Origin of the sequence: Mycoplasma sp. 2248 (assembly GCF_034863245.1) — a bacterium.
In the GTDB taxonomy this organism is placed as follows: Bacteria; Bacillota_I; Bacilli_A; order Mycoplasmatales; family Metamycoplasmataceae; genus Mycoplasmopsis.
The window spans coordinates 1-17,088 of sequence record NZ_JAYFFC010000006.1; the positions used below are offsets into that span (position 1 = coordinate 1).

General features: G+C 27.4%; 17 protein-coding genes. 6 read left to right on the forward strand and 11 right to left on the reverse strand.

Features of this window, described 5'->3' with window-relative positions:
• The first annotated feature begins 283 nt into the window (after positions 1-283).
• The 3 genes from rpsD to VBM91_RS02140 all read left to right on the forward strand — a co-directional run bounded on the left by rpsD (position 284) and on the right by VBM91_RS02140 (position 2,297).
• The gene (rpsD, locus tag VBM91_RS02130) at positions 284-883 is read left to right on the forward strand and encodes a 30S ribosomal protein S4 (RefSeq protein ID WP_257088713.1); all 600 of its coding nucleotides are present in this window, start codon (positions 284-286) and stop codon (positions 881-883) included.
• A gap of 27 nt (positions 884-910) precedes the next feature.
• Entirely contained in the window at positions 911-1,123 is a 213-nt protein-coding gene (gene rpmE / locus VBM91_RS02135) for a 50S ribosomal protein L31 (RefSeq protein ID WP_323177431.1), read from the forward strand.
• Between the two features lie 181 nt (positions 1,124-1,304).
• Complete coding sequence (locus VBM91_RS02140; protein WP_323189128.1) at positions 1,305-2,297, forward strand: YwaF family protein; 993 nt, start codon at positions 1,305-1,307, stop codon at positions 2,295-2,297.
• 84 nt (positions 2,298-2,381) lie between these two features.
• Here VBM91_RS02140 and VBM91_RS02145 read toward each other — a convergent pair whose 3' ends face one another.
• From VBM91_RS02145 to VBM91_RS02195, 11 genes are all read right to left on the reverse strand, one after another.
• On the reverse strand, positions 2,382-4,430 hold the full coding sequence (locus VBM91_RS02145) for a hypothetical protein (RefSeq protein WP_323189129.1): 2,049 nt from the start codon (positions 4,428-4,430) through the stop codon (positions 2,382-2,384).
• A 2-nt stretch (positions 4,431-4,432) separates the two neighbouring features.
• Positions 4,433-5,212 carry an ABC transporter permease gene (locus tag VBM91_RS02150; RefSeq protein ID WP_257088705.1) on the reverse strand — a complete coding sequence of 260 codons (780 nt, stop codon included), beginning with the start codon at positions 5,210-5,212 and terminating at the stop codon, positions 4,433-4,435.
• On the reverse strand, positions 5,205-6,044 hold the full coding sequence (locus VBM91_RS02155; RefSeq protein ID WP_323176581.1) for an ABC transporter permease: 840 nt from the start codon (positions 6,042-6,044) through the stop codon (positions 5,205-5,207). Before VBM91_RS02155 ends, VBM91_RS02150 begins: the two co-directional genes overlap by 8 nt.
• The gene (locus VBM91_RS02160) at positions 6,028-7,413 is read right to left on the reverse strand and encodes an ABC transporter ATP-binding protein (RefSeq protein ID WP_323189130.1); all 1,386 of its coding nucleotides are present in this window, start codon (positions 7,411-7,413) and stop codon (positions 6,028-6,030) included. The genes VBM91_RS02155 and VBM91_RS02160 overlap by 17 nt, the downstream gene beginning before the upstream one ends.
• A gap of 5 nt (positions 7,414-7,418) precedes the next feature.
• Positions 7,419-7,598 (reverse strand): hypothetical protein, encoded by a 180-nt coding sequence (locus tag VBM91_RS02165; RefSeq protein WP_323189131.1) that lies wholly within the window; start codon positions 7,596-7,598, stop codon positions 7,419-7,421.
• A 180-nt stretch (positions 7,599-7,778) separates the two neighbouring features.
• Positions 7,779-8,648: a hypothetical protein gene (locus tag VBM91_RS02170; RefSeq protein ID WP_323189132.1), complete on the reverse strand. Its 870-nt coding sequence runs from the start codon at positions 8,646-8,648 to the stop codon at positions 7,779-7,781.
• Between the two features lie 8 nt (positions 8,649-8,656).
• Entirely contained in the window at positions 8,657-9,532 is an 876-nt protein-coding gene (locus VBM91_RS02175; protein WP_323189133.1) for an aromatic motif membrane protein, read from the reverse strand.
• Complete coding sequence (locus VBM91_RS02180) at positions 9,522-10,517, reverse strand: aromatic motif membrane protein (RefSeq protein WP_323189134.1); 996 nt, start codon at positions 10,515-10,517, stop codon at positions 9,522-9,524. Before VBM91_RS02180 ends, VBM91_RS02175 begins: the two co-directional genes overlap by 11 nt.
• Positions 10,510-11,463 (reverse strand): aromatic motif membrane protein, encoded by a 954-nt coding sequence (locus tag VBM91_RS02185; protein WP_323189135.1) that lies wholly within the window; start codon positions 11,461-11,463, stop codon positions 10,510-10,512. The genes VBM91_RS02180 and VBM91_RS02185 overlap by 8 nt, the downstream gene beginning before the upstream one ends.
• On the reverse strand, positions 11,441-12,154 hold the full coding sequence (locus tag VBM91_RS02190; RefSeq protein WP_323189136.1) for an ABC transporter ATP-binding protein: 714 nt from the start codon (positions 12,152-12,154) through the stop codon (positions 11,441-11,443). Before VBM91_RS02190 ends, VBM91_RS02185 begins: the two co-directional genes overlap by 23 nt.
• Complete coding sequence (locus VBM91_RS02195) at positions 12,154-13,956, reverse strand: ABC transporter permease (protein ID WP_323189137.1); 1,803 nt, start codon at positions 13,954-13,956, stop codon at positions 12,154-12,156. Before VBM91_RS02195 ends, VBM91_RS02190 begins: the two co-directional genes overlap by 1 nt.
• A 134-nt stretch (positions 13,957-14,090) precedes the next feature.
• Between VBM91_RS02195 and VBM91_RS02200 the strand changes: the two genes are divergently transcribed.
• The 3 genes from VBM91_RS02200 (at position 14,091) to VBM91_RS02210 (ending at position 17,005) form a co-directional block, all read left to right on the forward strand.
• Positions 14,091-15,851: a GIY-YIG nuclease family protein gene (locus VBM91_RS02200; RefSeq protein WP_323189138.1), complete on the forward strand. Its 1,761-nt coding sequence runs from the start codon at positions 14,091-14,093 to the stop codon at positions 15,849-15,851.
• 157 nt (positions 15,852-16,008) lie between these two features.
• Positions 16,009-16,386: a hypothetical protein gene (locus VBM91_RS02205; RefSeq protein ID WP_323189139.1), complete on the forward strand. Its 378-nt coding sequence runs from the start codon at positions 16,009-16,011 to the stop codon at positions 16,384-16,386.
• Complete coding sequence (locus VBM91_RS02210; RefSeq protein ID WP_323189140.1) at positions 16,376-17,005, forward strand: Fic family protein; 630 nt, start codon at positions 16,376-16,378, stop codon at positions 17,003-17,005. Before VBM91_RS02205 ends, VBM91_RS02210 begins: the two co-directional genes overlap by 11 nt.
• Positions 17,006-17,088: the final 83 nt, after the last annotated feature.

The window sequence follows — 17,088 nt, forward strand, 5'->3', positions numbered from 1 at the left end:
ATCTTGAGGTGTTGTGACAAATTAAACTTTTGTCCAATTTTCGTGTCCTAGTTTAATAAAAAATCTTTTTAAATAGGTTATATAGAGCTAAATAATAATTACTTATTCACAAAATAATGATAGAATAAATAAGCATAAAACAGCAGTTTATTATGACTTTTAAATAAATTTAACATGACTATAACATTGCAAGTAGATTAGCTGATTTAATCCAAAGCATTAAGTTAAATTTAACTAGTTAGAAATAAACCCTCTAAGTTATGCAGAAAGAGGTAAAAATACTATGTCAAGATACACAGGACCTGTATTTAAAAAGTCACGTCGTTTAGGATTTTCTATCTTAGAATCAGGTAAAGAATTCGCTAAAGGTAAAAAGAGAACTTATGCTCCAGGACAACACGGAAACAAACGTGTTAAATTATCTGAATACGGATTACACTTATATGAAAAACAAAAAGTTAAACACTTATTTGGTTTAAATGAAAAACAATTAAGAAGAGTTTTTGAAAAAGCTGTTAAAGCTAAAGGGATTACAGGGACAAACTTACTTCAATTATTAGAAGTTCGTTTAGACAACTTAGTTTATAGAGCAGGATTTGCTACAACAAGAAGACAAGCTCGTCAACTTGTTAACCACGGACACTTTGTTGTTGATGGTAAAAAAGCAAACATCCCTTCTATGTCAATCTCATTAGGTTCAGAAATTACTCTTAAAGAAAAATCAAGAGACAACAAACAAATTCTTGAAGCTATGGAACAAAAAGCTGCTTCAGCTTGAATGACAAGAAAAGACTTTTCAGTTAAATTAGACCGTTTACCAGAACGTAACGAAATTCACCCAGAAATCAAGGATGCTTTAATCGTTGAGTTCTACTCAAAATAGTAATTAGGAATATTAGGAGTTTTATTTATGAAAAAAGATATTCACTTACCATACCACGAAGTAAACGTTACTTGTTCAACTTGCCACAAAGTGTTCCAATTCAAATCAGTTAAACCAAACTTTACAGTAGACGTATGTTCAGGATGCCACCCAGTTTACACAGGGTCAAGAGCACAAGTTAAAGCGACAGGTAGAATCGACAGATTCAACAAAAGACTTGAAAAAATGAACGGTAAATAATTATTGTTTCATTTATACATCTAACTCAAATTACTTTATGTAGTTTGAGTTTTCTTTTTTTCACCTAGGAACAAGGTAATTTAGTTTATTTAATAAATTAAATAACTTAATAATAAAATTTCACTTTTATATATAAACAATTATAATTAATAGATATTTTATAAACCTTTAAAGGAGCATTATGAACTTTGAAGAAAAATATTTTTTCTTAAAACCTGGTTTCTGATCTTGAACCGGTGGAGGTCAAATATCAGAGACAATGCTAGCTCAAACTAATTTAGGTCTTAGATTATCTTGAGTTATTGCTATGTTGATTATTTTTGTTATTTGAATCTTCAAAAGACAAATACACGAAGCAATTAAGCGTAAAAATGTTTCTGCAAAAACTCAAGAAATATTAATTAGAACTGCAGGAGCACTAACGCTTACATTTATCGCTGCTAGAGCTATTGTATTTGGAGTGACACAATATCCAGGTAAATGAGAAACTATACCACTCCATATGTGTAGAATTTTAGGAATTTCAATTGGTATTGTGCTTTTGTTAAACAAACCACAATGAATGAAATATTTAATTTCACTTAGTTTCCTTGGTGCAACTATTGCGCTTATATTACCTGATGTTAAGATAACTTACACACCTGATGAAACATTTACAGCATTTGGTAAATTCTATGAAAAAGGTAAAGAATACGAGTTCCATATTTACTATGATAACTACATATTCTATGACTTAATGGCACTTCACGTATTTATGTTGCTTTCTACATTTATTGTTTCTATCGTGTATCCATATTCAATGAGAAACAAAGATATCTTAAGAACACTTGCATTATTCGGATTACTTGTTGTAGCTTGCTTCTTCTTAAACTGAACACTTGATGACTTAGCACCAAGTGCTTGAAAGAGCAATTACATTTACGTAGGAAAAGACAAATATAATCCATTCTCAAGTTTAATTGGGCCATTAATGAAATGACCATTTAATGTGTTTACATTAATTGCAATAGGAACGCTTTACTTATATGCATGTGCCGGTATCTTTATTCTTCAAGATAAAATTATTTTTAACTTTGGAAAAGGTAAGAAATTCTTATCATTCGGTAAGTCTTCAAAACAATTCTTAAAACCTAGATTCAATGTTAAAAAGTATGATAATTTATATGTATTTTAATTAGAAAATTAAGCAATCAAATTTGGTTGCTTTTTTTCTTTTACAATAGTCTACAAGCTGTAAAAAAAGAGCAGTCATTGCTGACTACCCTTTAGTTTTTTCATTGTAATATGTGCTTGTGCTTGATGAAAGTTCATCATCAATTGGTTGAAGTGTTTTGTGAATTGTTGAACTATTATTGATTTCATAAATATCAATTACGTTAGCATCTATTCCATCTTCAGCTGAAGCGAAGTAGTTTCTAAGCACTAATTCATAATCAACTGCTTGTGAAGGAACATAGTTAATGTAATTGAAGTTTGTTAAGTTTTTGTATGCACCAATAACATCTTCATTACTTAAATCGAGGTATGAAATTACTTTTGCAATGTAATACTTAATAAAGTCTGCTAATTTTTCAATTGTAATTTCTGCATTTTCTTCTTTTTGTTCTTTAAATGTTTTTTCATTTTCAAAAACTAATGCAAATAAGACTTTAATTTCATAATCTGCATTTTCAGGCAATGAAAGCGCTGAAGCTTCTTCATCTGCTTCTGGATATGTAAAGTTCTTAATATCAGTCGCAACTTGTGTAAAGAAGTTGTTTAAGTTTTCTGTTTTGCTAAAGTAATCTTTAAGTCTGTAAGGATAGATGTTAATTCTATCGTCTAGATCAACATCTTCTTCACGTTCGTGATTTAAGAATTTGTTGTGTTCTGCATTTAATTCAAGATACTTATCTAAGTATTCTTTGTTAGCAGGAAGTGATAAATCAAGTAAGTCAGCGTATTTGATAATTACGTTATTTAATTTGTCTTGATTTTCGTTTTCGTCTATGAGACCTAGCTCAACGAATTTATCAGTAGCTAATTCCTTAAATGCACTTGGTGAATCTTCTGTACCTGTTTGAAGTACTTTTCATCTTTGTGCAACAGCGTGCTCAATGAATAATTGTTTTTTAAGACCGAATTCTTGATTTGTATATTTTTTGTCGATGTGGTCGAATTGTTCTGCTAATTCTGGCAAGTTATCTAAGAATCCATCTCTAATTGTTTCTAAGTAGAGTTTGTTTGATTCTTCTGTGTTAACTTTAGATAAGATAAGTCCATCGACTAATAAAATGTTTTCTTTAGGTTTAATAACTCTAATTTCGCCATCTTCGACTGTACCTGGGAAGTTATCTTCTCCATAGTATGCATCAATAGCATCACCATTGTACATAATAGCTGCATTGACATCTCTTTTAGGGTTAATTAAGTTATTTAATAATTCAAGTCCATCTCCTTGGAATGAGATGTTTTTGTGTCCAATCGGAAAACCTGTTCCATCTTTAATAAGTGAAACAAATGAATCAATTAGACCTTTGTATGTTTCTTTTGTAACTGCACCAGTGAACTGATCTGCACTGTGAGTTCCATCTGCATTTGTTCAATAAGATGAACCATATAACAAGTTATCTCTGACTGCGTCAGTGATGATTCAAGAATCAAATCCATTATCAGCAACTATTTTAAGTGAGTTGATAATAGAATTTGTTTCATATCCATTATTAAATTTATCAGCGTATAAATCAAGATTAATTGCACCATCTTCAGTTTTCTTTTCAGGTGCAATTGGTTTTTTCTTAATGTTGTAAGCAATTACCATATCTTGAGAAAAGTAAGGGAAAAAGTATTCTCAAAGTTCAGGGTAATTACCTTTTTCATCTTTAAGTTCTTCACCATTAAATTTAGTCTTTAATTGTTCGTTGTAATCTTCAAGATGCTCTCAAACTTCTGATTTGATAATGTTTTTAAGATATTGTTTTGTTTTTTCTCTGTCGTTTTTAAGTTCAGGTTTGTTAAGTAAAATTGAATAATCAATTTTTTGTAAGCATTCTTTTTTAATAAGTGATGCAGCTAGGAAATCTCCACTGATTCCTGCAGCTGCTTTGTGGTTGATTATTGCATTATTAAACTCATTAACTTCGTTAAATTCAGCATAACTGAATACATCTCTTAACTTCTCTTTATTATCATCTGACATATATGATCTAAAGTTGTAAAAAGGTGGTTTATAACCATTAATTGCTTTTGAAACAATTAAGCCAGTCCCTACTGCTGCGATTGTTAAAATCCCAGCACTAATTAATGATGTTTTAATAATTTTCTTCATTATTATTTCTTACCTTTCTTAACTGCAACGTAAATAATGTTTCCGATAATAGTTAATACAAGGATAATAGCACCAAAAATAAGTCCTCAAGGCTCAAATGAACCTGCATATAAATCAGTTCCGATTGTTTGCATATTAGACACTGTTCTAGTGATGATAAAATCATCAAATGAAAGAACAGAAGCTACTATTACAGACATAATAATTGAAGGGATCATATAAACAAAGTAAGTTTTGAATCAAGATCTTAATTTTGAGTATCCTAAATCTTGACTTGCTTCATAAAGGTTGTTGTTGAATTTTTCACTTCTTGGTAACATAAGTGAAATTGCATATGGAAGCGTCATAATTGTGTGAGCTACTACAACACGTCCAAATCCTTCGCTATCTGTTTGAATAACTCCAAAGAAGATACCAAAGACAAGAACAAGTCCAATAGCTGTAATGTTGTCTGGGTTAATAAGAGGAATGTTAATTGTAGAACTTACGTATGATCTAACAATTTTGTTCTTCTGTCTGTATAGTGCATATACAGTTACAAGTGAAATTGTACATACTAAAAAGCTTACAATAAGAGCTAAAAGTAAGCTGTTTACAAGCGACATCGCTCTGTTGTTATCAAATAAATGAAGTCAGTTGTCAAATGTCCCTTTAGTTCAAGTTGGATTGAATTGACCTTTTGGTGTTGGTTGGTTAAATGAGTAAATAACTCCAAATAAAAGTGGTATATAAACGATTGCTAAAATGATGTAAATATAAGATCTTTTTAAGAATTTACTCATAGTGCGCTCCTTTTTTAAGTCTGAAAATTATTTTAGGAGTTAATAAAATAATTCCATAAATACTTAAGAAAATAGCTGATACTACGATAACTAAAACAGAAACTGCTGCTAAGTCAAATTTATTTCCTGGATTTGCTCTTGAGTTGATAATATCCCCAACTGTTTGATATTGTGAACCATCTGGCAGAAGTTTTGCTGAAATAACAAAAGTTGTAGCAGACGCAAGGAACACCATACCAAAACCACTTAAGATAGCTCTAATACCATATGGAATGATAACTTTGAAAACTGTTTGAGTTTGATTGTAACCTAAGTCGTGACTTGCTTCAATGATGTTTTTTGGCATATCTTTAAACACTGTGTATAAAGGCATAATCATTAAAGGTAAGTTAAGGTACATAAGTCCAAATACCATAAACGCTTCATTGTTTAAACTTTTTGTGTTGTGTGCCATAATCCCTAAGAATAAGGCCTTAATTGAATAAATTCTAGCAATTGTGAAAATTGCAAGTGGTGAAATTATTAAACTAAGTGCACAAATTTTGAAAATCTTAGATTTAGATGTTGAAACAAAGTAAGCATATGGGAATCCAATGATTAAGCATAACATTGATGCTGCTAATCCGATTCATAATGAACGTCCCATAATTTTTCAAGTACTTGATGACTTGATTAAAACTCAGTTATCAAAACTTTCGTTTGGAATAAGTGCATAAAGCACAATTAAAATAATTGGAAGAATAATAAGTAAGAGCGCAATTAGGAAATAAGGTCAAACTAGATGTGTTTTTTTATCAAAAGTGAAGTTGAATTTATTAGTTTTGGAATTCATTATTCGAATAATCTCACTTAGCGTCTTTACGCATTAAATGGATTGAGTCAATTGTTCAACTTAAGTAAACTTTTTCACCTAGTTCAAATTTCTTAGATGTTTCTACATAAATAACTGTTTGTTCATCGATTTCAACTTTAATGTAGTAGTAGCTTCCTCTGTAAGAAATGTCAGAAATGTGTCCTGATAATTTGTTTGAAGTTTTAGATGGTTCTGAGTAAATGTCAATATCTTCTGGTCTAATAAGTGCATCAAGGACTTCGCCTGGTTCAAATTCATCTGCTTCGTGAATTGTTTTGAACTCTTTGTTTAATATCTTAATTTTGCCTTGTTTTGTGAATTTAGCATCAAAGATGTTTGAATCACCGATAAATTTAGCAACTCAGATGTTAACTGGATAGTCGTAGATGTTTTTAGGTGTGTCATATTGTTCAATAACACCATCACGCATAACAGCAACTCTATCTGAAAGTTCAAGAGCTTCGTCTTGATCGTGAGTAACAAAAATAAATGTAAGACCTAATTCTTGTTGAATACTTCTTAATAACACTTGCATTTTTTGTCTAATTTTTGCATCAAGTGCACTAAGTGGTTCATCTAAAAGTAAGATTTCAGGTTCAATAACAAGCGAACGAGCTAATGCAACACGTTGTTTCATACCACCTGAAAGTTCGGAAATAGCTTTATCAGCATTTCCTGTAAGACCTACAAGATCGATGATTTTCTTAATTTTTTCATCCATTTCTTGTCTTGTCATTCTACGTTTGAAGTGGAGGTTTTGGAATGCTTCAACTTTTAATGCTGTGTAACTTTCTCAATATGAATAAACGAAGTCTGAGTTATCAAGTCATTTTTGAATTTTCTTGTATTGGTATGTTCCTTCTTTTAAGTTTTCAAGTTGTTGTTCATATTTTTCTTGTAACTTATCAAGTTGTTCCATTTTTTTATGACTTAAAGCATCTCATTTTTTAGTTAATTGTTCAAGAAGTTTTACTTTCTTTTGGTCAATAACTTCTTTAGGAATTCTTTTAAGTTTAAGACCATATGCAATGTTTCCATAAACGTTTAAGTGTGGAAAAAGTGCATAATCTTGGAAGATTGTTGAAACATTTCTTTTGTGTGGTTCAAGATCTTTAATGTCTAAACCATTGAATTTAATTTCACCACGTGTAGTTCACTCAAAACCACCGATTAATCTTAAAATAGTAGTTTTCCCTGAACCTGATGGACCTAATAAAGTAACAAACTCACCTGGTTGAATTTGTAAATTAATACTATGTAAAACTGTTTTATTTTGAAATTCTTTAACAACGTCAATTAATTCAATAATTGGTTGCTTATCTTTTTTTCTTTTAACTTTAATAGCCATTATTTTTAATCTCCTTTCCTTAATATAGTTTTAATAGCTATTTTATTTAAAAGGGAGACCGTATCAAATAAGTTTTCAATATATTCTTCACGTAAGTATTTTTTAGTTGAATAGTCAATATCATTGAATACTTTTAATACATTTGATATAGGTAAAATTTGAATTAAAAGCGCCTTACTTTTCATAAATGCTATTTTACTAAATTGATTAATTTTGGCCTTAATTTTTTTAACTTTTTTGAGGTAAATTTCAAGCAAAATTTTTTGTAAGAGCATAAAAAAATAAGTGTGTTAAAATGGTTTGATTTTGATTGAATTTTTGACCTTAAATTTAAAACAAAAACCACCTTGTGGTGGTCGACTTTATTAGAAAATAATATTTCTTTGAGGGAACTTCAGTTCTCTTTGTGTTGTGTTTTCAAAAGTTCTAAGAATTTGGTTTGCTCTATCTAATTCTAATTCTTCTAAATTTATATTGTATAGTTCTTCAATTTGTTGTGCATCAATTTGGCCTAAAGATGATTTGAATGCAAAGCAAATTGGATCCATAATAATTTGTGAAACACCACTTTCTTCTTTTACATAAAACTTATAGACAATGTTTGAAAATGCAACATAAAATTCATAGTATCCCGGTTTAATTCTTGATTCAGTTACATTTGAAAAACTTGTTGGCCACATATTTCCAACTGGTTTGATTTCATTTGTCATATATGTATAGTGTGTATGTCCTGAAGTTGCATTAGTTTCTGAGAAACTATTAACTTGGTTAATTGAATAGTGTAAATACTCATCTGAATGTTTTGGTTTTGAATCATCTTCAAAGTTAAATGATAATAAACCGTAATCATAAAACACAGTGCTAAAGTAGTAAATGTATTTTAAGAAGATGTAAATGTTTTCAGATAGCAATTGTGACATTTGTTCTAATGAAGCAGTGAATTCAGGTTTTTGTGTACCTTCGTTTTCCTTTTTAATTTTTAAAACTGTGTCTTTAAGTGTTGCTAATTTGCTTCTTAACTTAGTTAAATCTTCATTTGTGAAGTTATCTAATTTTTCTTTGTATTTAGGATCTAATGTAATGTTTTGTTCTTTTAAAAATTCATCAAATTTAGTTACTACGTAAGGTTTAGCTATTTTGTATTGATTACCACCTGTTAAATCAATGCAAGCTACAGAAGCAATTGGTAATGCCGAGAAACTAAGTAAAGAAAGTGAGAATAATAATTTTTTCATAATGAATGTTAATTAACATCTACAAATGTATATGTTAATTTAACCCCTCCATAATTGTCTATAAATAAAATTTCATTGGTGTTACCTTTGTTAGAGTTATCTACACCGAATGGAGCAAATAACTGCACATATTTGTTTAAATCAAAAATGTCTAATATATAGTCATTATTGATAATATTTGGAAATGTTTTTACATATCCGTGTAATTTAGGTTTGAGTAATTCAGGATTTTCTCAATCCTTTTCAATTCCAATTTCTAAGATAAATCCATTTTTAGATAACAAGTAATATAAATCATCAAGTGTTTCATCACTGTTTTTTGCATAAACATAATCAATGAATTGATTTGAACTTATTTTTGCATAGTTTGAATAAATTTTTTCAGGATCATTAGATGCGACATCTAAGTTTTCATTATCTAATAATGTTGATTTAATTAAATCAAATTGAGTAATTGTAAATAGTGCATATAGTCAATTTGTTGATAATAATTGATCTATTTGAGCAGTTGATTGTTTTACTATAAATGGTTTTATTCTTGAGAATGTTCCTCAATCAAATTCTCCTTGAATAAATGATTGAGTCATGTTGTTCCCGAATACAAATGCATTTTTAATTTGCTGTTTGTAATCAGGATTGCTTAGTAATTCAAATTGTGAGTCAATGTAAGCTTGTTTTTGGACTTCATCTTTATATACGATGTTAAGTAAGTTTCAAATTGAATCTTGTTTAATAAAGTTATTTCATTCAAGTTTTAAAGCGTTTTCTTGTTCGCTAGTTTCATCTGTTTTCGATACTGTGCTAGGTGTAAAAGATAAAGTTGCTAAAGGTAAACTTAATGGTGATATCATTAAAATCTTTTTAAATAATTTACTAATTTTCATTAGTCCCCTTTCATAAGAAGAAAACATTAGCAGGTTCTCCATAACTTAGATCTTTAACCATACTTTTTTCAAATTGAACTAATCCTGTTTCGTATCCGTGAATAAATCTTGAGTGAACAATATTAGAAATTAAGTTAAGTGATATTTTGTTATTTTTTAAATCTCCAAAGTATCAGTTTAACGGTTCTAATTTTAAATTAGAAACAGGTTGCAAAATGTTGTTGATAGTAATTCTGAAAACTAGTTTATTTTTCTTTAAATAATAAACTCTAGCATCAGACATTTCACCTGATTCATCACCTAATTTGATGTCGTCAATGAATGTGTTTGGTACGTTGTAGTTTTTGTATTCGCTTTTTGTTTTTAATGATTGTTGGTATTCGTCTGATAGTGTATAACCATTTCCGATTGGATCTAATAATCAAGATACAAATGTGAAGTCAAATTTATCTAAATTATTTAAGATAAAGTATCAGTTTTCTGAAATAAAATCTGAGAAACTATTAGCGAATTTTTCTTTTTTAGCAGGTGTATTATGTTCTTTAATTTCATTAATTTTTGCTGTTAATTCAGTTATTTTGTTTTCTGCTTCTGTTCTTTCATCACCTGAAAAGTAGACTAAGAGATCTTGCAGTCTGCTTTTTTCAGCAAGAGAATCATTTAATTCATCAGATCTAAATTCTTGTTTGTAACTTGTTGTTATTTCTTTGAATTTTTGAATGATTGATGATGTGTCTTGTTCTTGATTGTATACATATAAACTGCGTTCTCTTTGACTTTCTGGTTTGTAAACGTTGTTTAAAAGAGTTTCGATAATCTTTTTATGATTAACTTGCTGCAAGTTTTCAACTTTAGGGTTAATTTGTGTTGAGTTATCTATGTATGCTTCCAATTTATCTGAAGATGTGTAATTAGCACAAGAAATTGCAACTCCACTAATAAGAGGTAAACTAATTAAACTTAACATTTTTTTAATTTTAATCATTTTGCACTCCTACTAATGTGTATCTAATAATTTGTCAGTTATCTTGATTAATTTCTTCTAACGCTAAGTACAAGCTTTGAAAGTAATTGTATGAATTAAATAACATAATAAATTTAGCATAATCAAAGTTCTTATATATAAATGATAAATCTTCAACATTTATATTTTTACTGTATTCAATGTCATCATTTAATAGTTTATTGTGTGCAGCAACTAATTTGCTGTGCAAATTATCAATTGTTGCATCAATGTTATCTGTATAGACAACTTTTAAGATTTCAGCAGATGCTTTTAAATGTGTTTTGTCTTCTTGTGAATATTTAAATACAGGTAGTATTAAATTTTCGTTTAGTACAACGTAAATCACATCTAAACTTTGAAGTGTTGAGTTGCTATCTAACTGAATATTTTTAACAACATATTTATTCAATTTGTAATTATGTAAATCAATATTTAACTTAATACCATCATGTGTTGCTTTTGTGTATTTTGCTAATGTTAAATTCTCACCAGCATCATTTTTTTTATCTTTGAAACTTGATGGATAAAAGTTTAAATAGTAATTGAATTTATTTAGATTACTTAAGTATCAAAATCAGTTATCTCTAAATAGCATTTCTAATGTTTTTGATGCTTTTAACGTATCTTGAATTTGAGTGTTGTTTTCTAAAATTGGATTGTTTAATATTTGGGCATATACCAATGATGATTGAATTTCTTTAATAAATTCATCTGGAATATTGTTTTGTGCATTTATATATAAATTCAAATCTCTTGAATTATTTATAAATTCAGAAGATCCTAATTTCTTTAGAAATGCTTGATGTGGTCTTTTTTCTTTTGAAACTTGTGGAGTAGTTTTTTCTGTTGTATTAGTACAAGAGAGTGCTATTGTTGGTAAGAACAATAAAGGTGCAAGAAGCTTAATTTTGAATAATCTTTTCATAATAGATATCTTCAAGACTTCTATTTTTTTGTCCTGATGAAACTAATTTACCTTTATGAATAAGTGTGTATGAAGTTGCATACTTATCAATCTCACTTAAAATGTGAGAACTGATAATTATTGTCTTACCTTGTTTATTTAATTCAGATAATATTTCGAACAATTTAAATCTAGCTGTTGGGTCTAAGTTAGCAGCAGGTTCATCAAGAATGATTAAATCAGGGCCGTTTAATAATGCTTGAATTAATAAAACTTTTTTCTTTTGACCTGATGATAAGTTGTTAGGTTTGTTTTTCTTTAAATCAGAGATTTCAAACTTTTCTAAAAAATTATTGATTTTGTCTTTTAATTGTTGTTTATCTTTGTTTCCAAATAAAGAAACAATGTATAAATATTCAAATACATTTAATTCTTTAGGAAAAATTGCATTTTCAGGAACATAACCAAGTTTTGCTTTTGATTCAGGATTTGAGTTAATAATTCCATTAATGTAAATTTGTCCACTAAAGTTTGTGTATGAACCAATGATTGATTTGATTGTTGTTGTTTTCCCTGAACCATTTTCTCCAATAAATGCGTGGAAAGAGCCTTTAGGTACTTCAAAACTTAAATCAAATACTCCTTTTTTCTCATTAGAGTTATGATTATAAATCTTTGTTAAATTTTGAACTTTAATACTTATGTTATTCATTATTTATAATCCTTTCTAATGTATAAAAGTGTATTTGCAGCTAATAGAGAAGCTCCTAAGATTATTCAAATCACAACAAAGATTGATTTGTTAACAACTTTTTTGTTTCTTTGAATTGAATAAATTTGATCTGTTGTAGCAAATAAATAGTTATTTGATTTTGTTAAATCGTATCTGATGACAATTTGGTCATTGATGATTTGTTGTTTTGGTACATATGTTTCAAATCCACCGATTTGATAATTGTAATCATCTAATCTAACTTTGAATTGAGATGGTGCATATGTATCTGTGTAGTCATCATTTACTAAAAGAGCATTTAAGTAAATTGAATCATTGTATGTAAAGTAAATGTAGTAAATAAGTGCTGAATATAAATAAATTTGTTTTTCAACTTTTGATTTAACTAATTTATTTTTAATAGCATTTTCATCAAGAACATTTGTGTTGTTATCAATTAAATTGTTTAATTCAGAGTTTTCATCATTTAAGTTTCTTTGAATATTGCTTAAGATGAAGTTTTTAATTGAAACTAAATCATTGTTTTTTACATATTCTTGTAATTCTTCTGAATTAAATAATTGAGCAAAGTATTTGTTTGTAAAACTATTAAATACATTTGATTTTAATAGTTGCTGTATGTTTTCTCATTTTAGTTTTCCGACTAAGTTTTCAGATGTAACAAAGTTGTATTTGTCTTCTGGGTAAATAATGTTAAAGTCTGAAGCACCATCTCTTGCATAGATGATATCTGTGTTGATGATATTTGTAATAGATGATTGATTTTTAAGTGCACCTGGAACTATATATTGTTCTTTGCCCTCACTTATTTGATACTTACGTAGGTTTGGTTGTTTCTCGAGGATATATGAATATACTTGAGAATCAGTGTTCTTGTAATATAAGTAATCACTTAAATTATTAGTGTTCTGATTATTTAGTTTATTAAATATATCTTCATTATTAATGTTGAATATTTCTAACATTTGATAAGGAATTGCTAAATAAGAATAAACACTTCACGAAGTAGATGAGTTTTTTGAAATCTCGTATGCCTCTGATAAGTATGCATCTTGTTTTTGACTAAAACTCGTTGCATCATATCCGTTAGGAATGATGTAGTAATTATCTTTATTGTTATCTAAATAAAAGTAATTAGCATTTGAATCATTACCTGATGGTTGATTAGGGTTTTTAGAATTTAAATAGTAAGCAAAGTTATTAGCTGTTGATGTTGAGTTTGATGAGATAAATCCTCCGGCTAAAAACATCGGAATACTGAATAACAGTGGAACTGTTATTGCAATCTTTGAATTAAGTTTATAGCTTATTAATGAAGCAATTGAACCAAAGAAGATAAATGCTAAAAATATTGTGATTAGCGTGATAAATACGAACGCTACAAAGTAACTAGCATCTAATTTTAAAGTTAATCCTAATATTAAATTAAATAAAGAACAAAATAATGCTCAATATAATCCCATTAATAAAAACATTAAAAGTTTACTTATAAAAATAGTCTTTCTGGATATGGGCTTAGAAAATGTAATTATTTCTAAACCTTCTTCCTCTAAATCTTTATATAAGTTAATTGACTTTAATGAAGAAAAGAAGATAGTTATAAATAACAATCCAAAACTAGCACAATAAATAACTAGCGATTTGTTTTGTATATTCATAATTGAAATAATAATTGAAAGAACAATCATTATTGTTCCAACTAAAGCAGGTAAGATTCAACTGCTTTTTTTCTTTAAAATTACCTTATGAAGAAAGTAGATATAGTTTTTTATTTGTGTCATTATTAACTCCTTTTTTTGCACTTTCATATTACTTTAATATTATTAATAATTTGATAATATTATACATTAATTAAATAACCTGATGGTTATATTCTTTATATTTTTTTTAAAAATAAATAGGTAAAATATATCTTATGAACGATGATTTAAGAATAAGCAGAATAAAAGAGAAGATTAAAAAAACTCCACATAAAAGTGGAATTTACTTATGGAAAAACGAATTAGATCAAGTCATTTACATCGGTAAAGCTATTGATTTAAACAATAGATTAAATCAATATTTAAATAATTCAATTAACTCTTATAAGACATACAAGATGATTGATGAAATCTATGATTTTGATTTTGTTACATACAATACAGATCAAGAAGCTTTTTTAGCTGAAAAGAACTATATTGAAAAATATCAACCCAAATATAACATCAAGTTACTTGATGATAAGAGATATCCATATTTAAAATTGAATATCAATACTAAAGATCAATTAGAGATATACAAAAACTATGTATATTCTAAAACAACAGATACAACATTTTCATATGGTCCTTTTTCAAATCAACACGAGTTTAAACATTTGTTAAAGGTTTTAACTAGATTTTTTATGTATGAAAATGGATTACCAATTAAAAATCAAGCTTATTCTGTGTCAAAATACAAATTTGACAAAATCATCGAAATTTTAAAATTTCAAAATAATGACTTTTTAGATAAGTTAATTTCTTTAAGAGATAAAGCAAGTGAAAATTGAGATTTTGAACTTGCTAAAGAATATAATGATTCTTATCATTTATTGAAAAGAATCAAGGACACACAATTGGTTGAACTTCAAAACATCAAAAACATTGATGTGCATTCATTCATTGTTAAAGATGAACACATATCTATACAAAGTTTATTTTATAGATATGGAGTGCAAACTGCACACAATAATGAAATCAATAAATTTAATAACTATTACATTGAGAATGTAATTGATTATGTATCTGATTATTTAGAAAGATACTATTCAGATAAAGATTATCCAGATCACATTATTCTACAAAGTGAATATGAACAAATTCAACTTAATACAAAACTGAATAATAAAATCATCTTCCCTAAAAAAGGATTGTTTTTGGAAATCTTGAATTTATCATTGTTAAATAACAATGAATATTTAAAGATTAATATTAATGATGCAATTTTAAAAGAAGAAATCAATATTAAAACACAAAGAGAATTAGAAAATATTTTAAATGCTGAAAATGAAATTAAAAATATTTATTTGTTTGATAATTCACATTGATACTTAGAAAATCCAATAGGAGTTTCAGTTTGTTTTTCAAACGGTAAAAAAATTCATGAGAATTATAGATTTTTTAATCATGAAGAAGAATTTAAACAAATGAGCAAGCATTCTGATTTAGAACTTATGTATCTAACTGTTTTTAAATTTGTCAAAACATTTGCAAAACCTTTAAATATTGACGAAAATGATATTTTTATTGTCGATGGATCGTTTGAACAATTAAAAGAAGCAAAATATGCATTAAAAGAATTAGAATTTGAAAGTATAAAAGTTTTTGGTCTTGTTAAAAATTCAAAACACAAAACTGAAAAATTGATTAATGATAAAAATCAAATAATTAATATTTCACAAGATGCTTTATTTTTGTTTACAAGAATGCAAAATGAAGTTGACAGGTATGCTAAAAGTAAAATGAAACATAAATATTTAAATAAATTCAGAGAATCAGATTTAAACTCAATACCAGGGATTGGCGATGCAACTGTCAAAAAACTTCTAGATTATTTTAAGACATTTGAAAATGTTAAAAATGCATCAATAGAAGAATTGAACAACGTTATTGATAAAAAGAAATCTAAAATTATTTTCGAAACATATTCAAAATAAAATATTTAACTTTATCATAAACTAGGGCAAGAAAAGTAGGTAGTTTTTTATTTTCTGTCTACTTTTCTTGAACTAGTTTCAATGACTATCTTTTTTAATCTTTTTACAAAAATTTTATAAATATTATAATATCTATTGTATAGACAAAGGAGAGAAAATGAAACTATTACCATCTAATATTTCAAGACATTTAGAAACAATGTTCGCAAATGATATTAACCAAGTCATTGCTTTGATTAACAATTGGTGGTTAATTAATTACAACCAACCGTTTGGTTTAATTGAAATGGATGCTATTAGATTTGGTAATAGCATTAGTCTGAACAAAGAAACTACCGAAGAAAAATGATATAACGGATGTTTAATTAATTGGGGACTAAAAGCAATATTAAGATTAGTTTTTGATTTACAAACAACTAAACCCATTGCACTTGAAAATGCTAATCGTATTCTTAACACTAACCTTTTTAGCACAACTTATTGTCGCATTCTTGAAGAATTAAGGAGATTAAAAAGAAATAATTATGAAATATAAAGATTATTCTAAACAATTGGTTGGTATATTACAAGGGCAAGTTTATTTTGAAAATTTATTAATTACTAAATTAGAAACTGAAAATATTTTAAATGATAAGTTTTTAAATGAAAACGAAGAAAAGTTTATTATTGCTACCAATATTAAAAATGCTTGAAAGTTCATTTTTGATACTTATGATTTAGACATTAGCCCAAGTTATGTTTTACAATTACATAAAATATTAATGGAAAATCTTGATTATAATAATGGTAATTTTAGAAACATTAATATTCAAGTATCAGGTTCTAATTATTTGCCACCTTTATTAATTGAAAGTCAATATTATGAAATGATTAGAGATTGTATCAACGATAATGATGATATATATTCTTTACCGTTGCTAATAGCAAGAGAACAATTTTTTAATGATGGTAATAAAAGAACGGCAACAATGCTTTTACAAAAAGAATTATTAAAACAAGGAAAATTATTTAATTTAGATATAAATGTATGTAAAGATTACCGTAAAGCACTTTTAAAGTACTATCAAGAATTAGACGATAATTATTTCAAGCAAGTGATTAACGATAATATTATTAATTTAAAAAGAAATAAAGTAAATAAAAGATTAAACTAGGACAAGAAAAGTAGACAGAAAATAAAAAACTGTCTACTTTTCTTGTCCTAGTTTATAAGTAATAATAGTTTTGACTTTTTTAT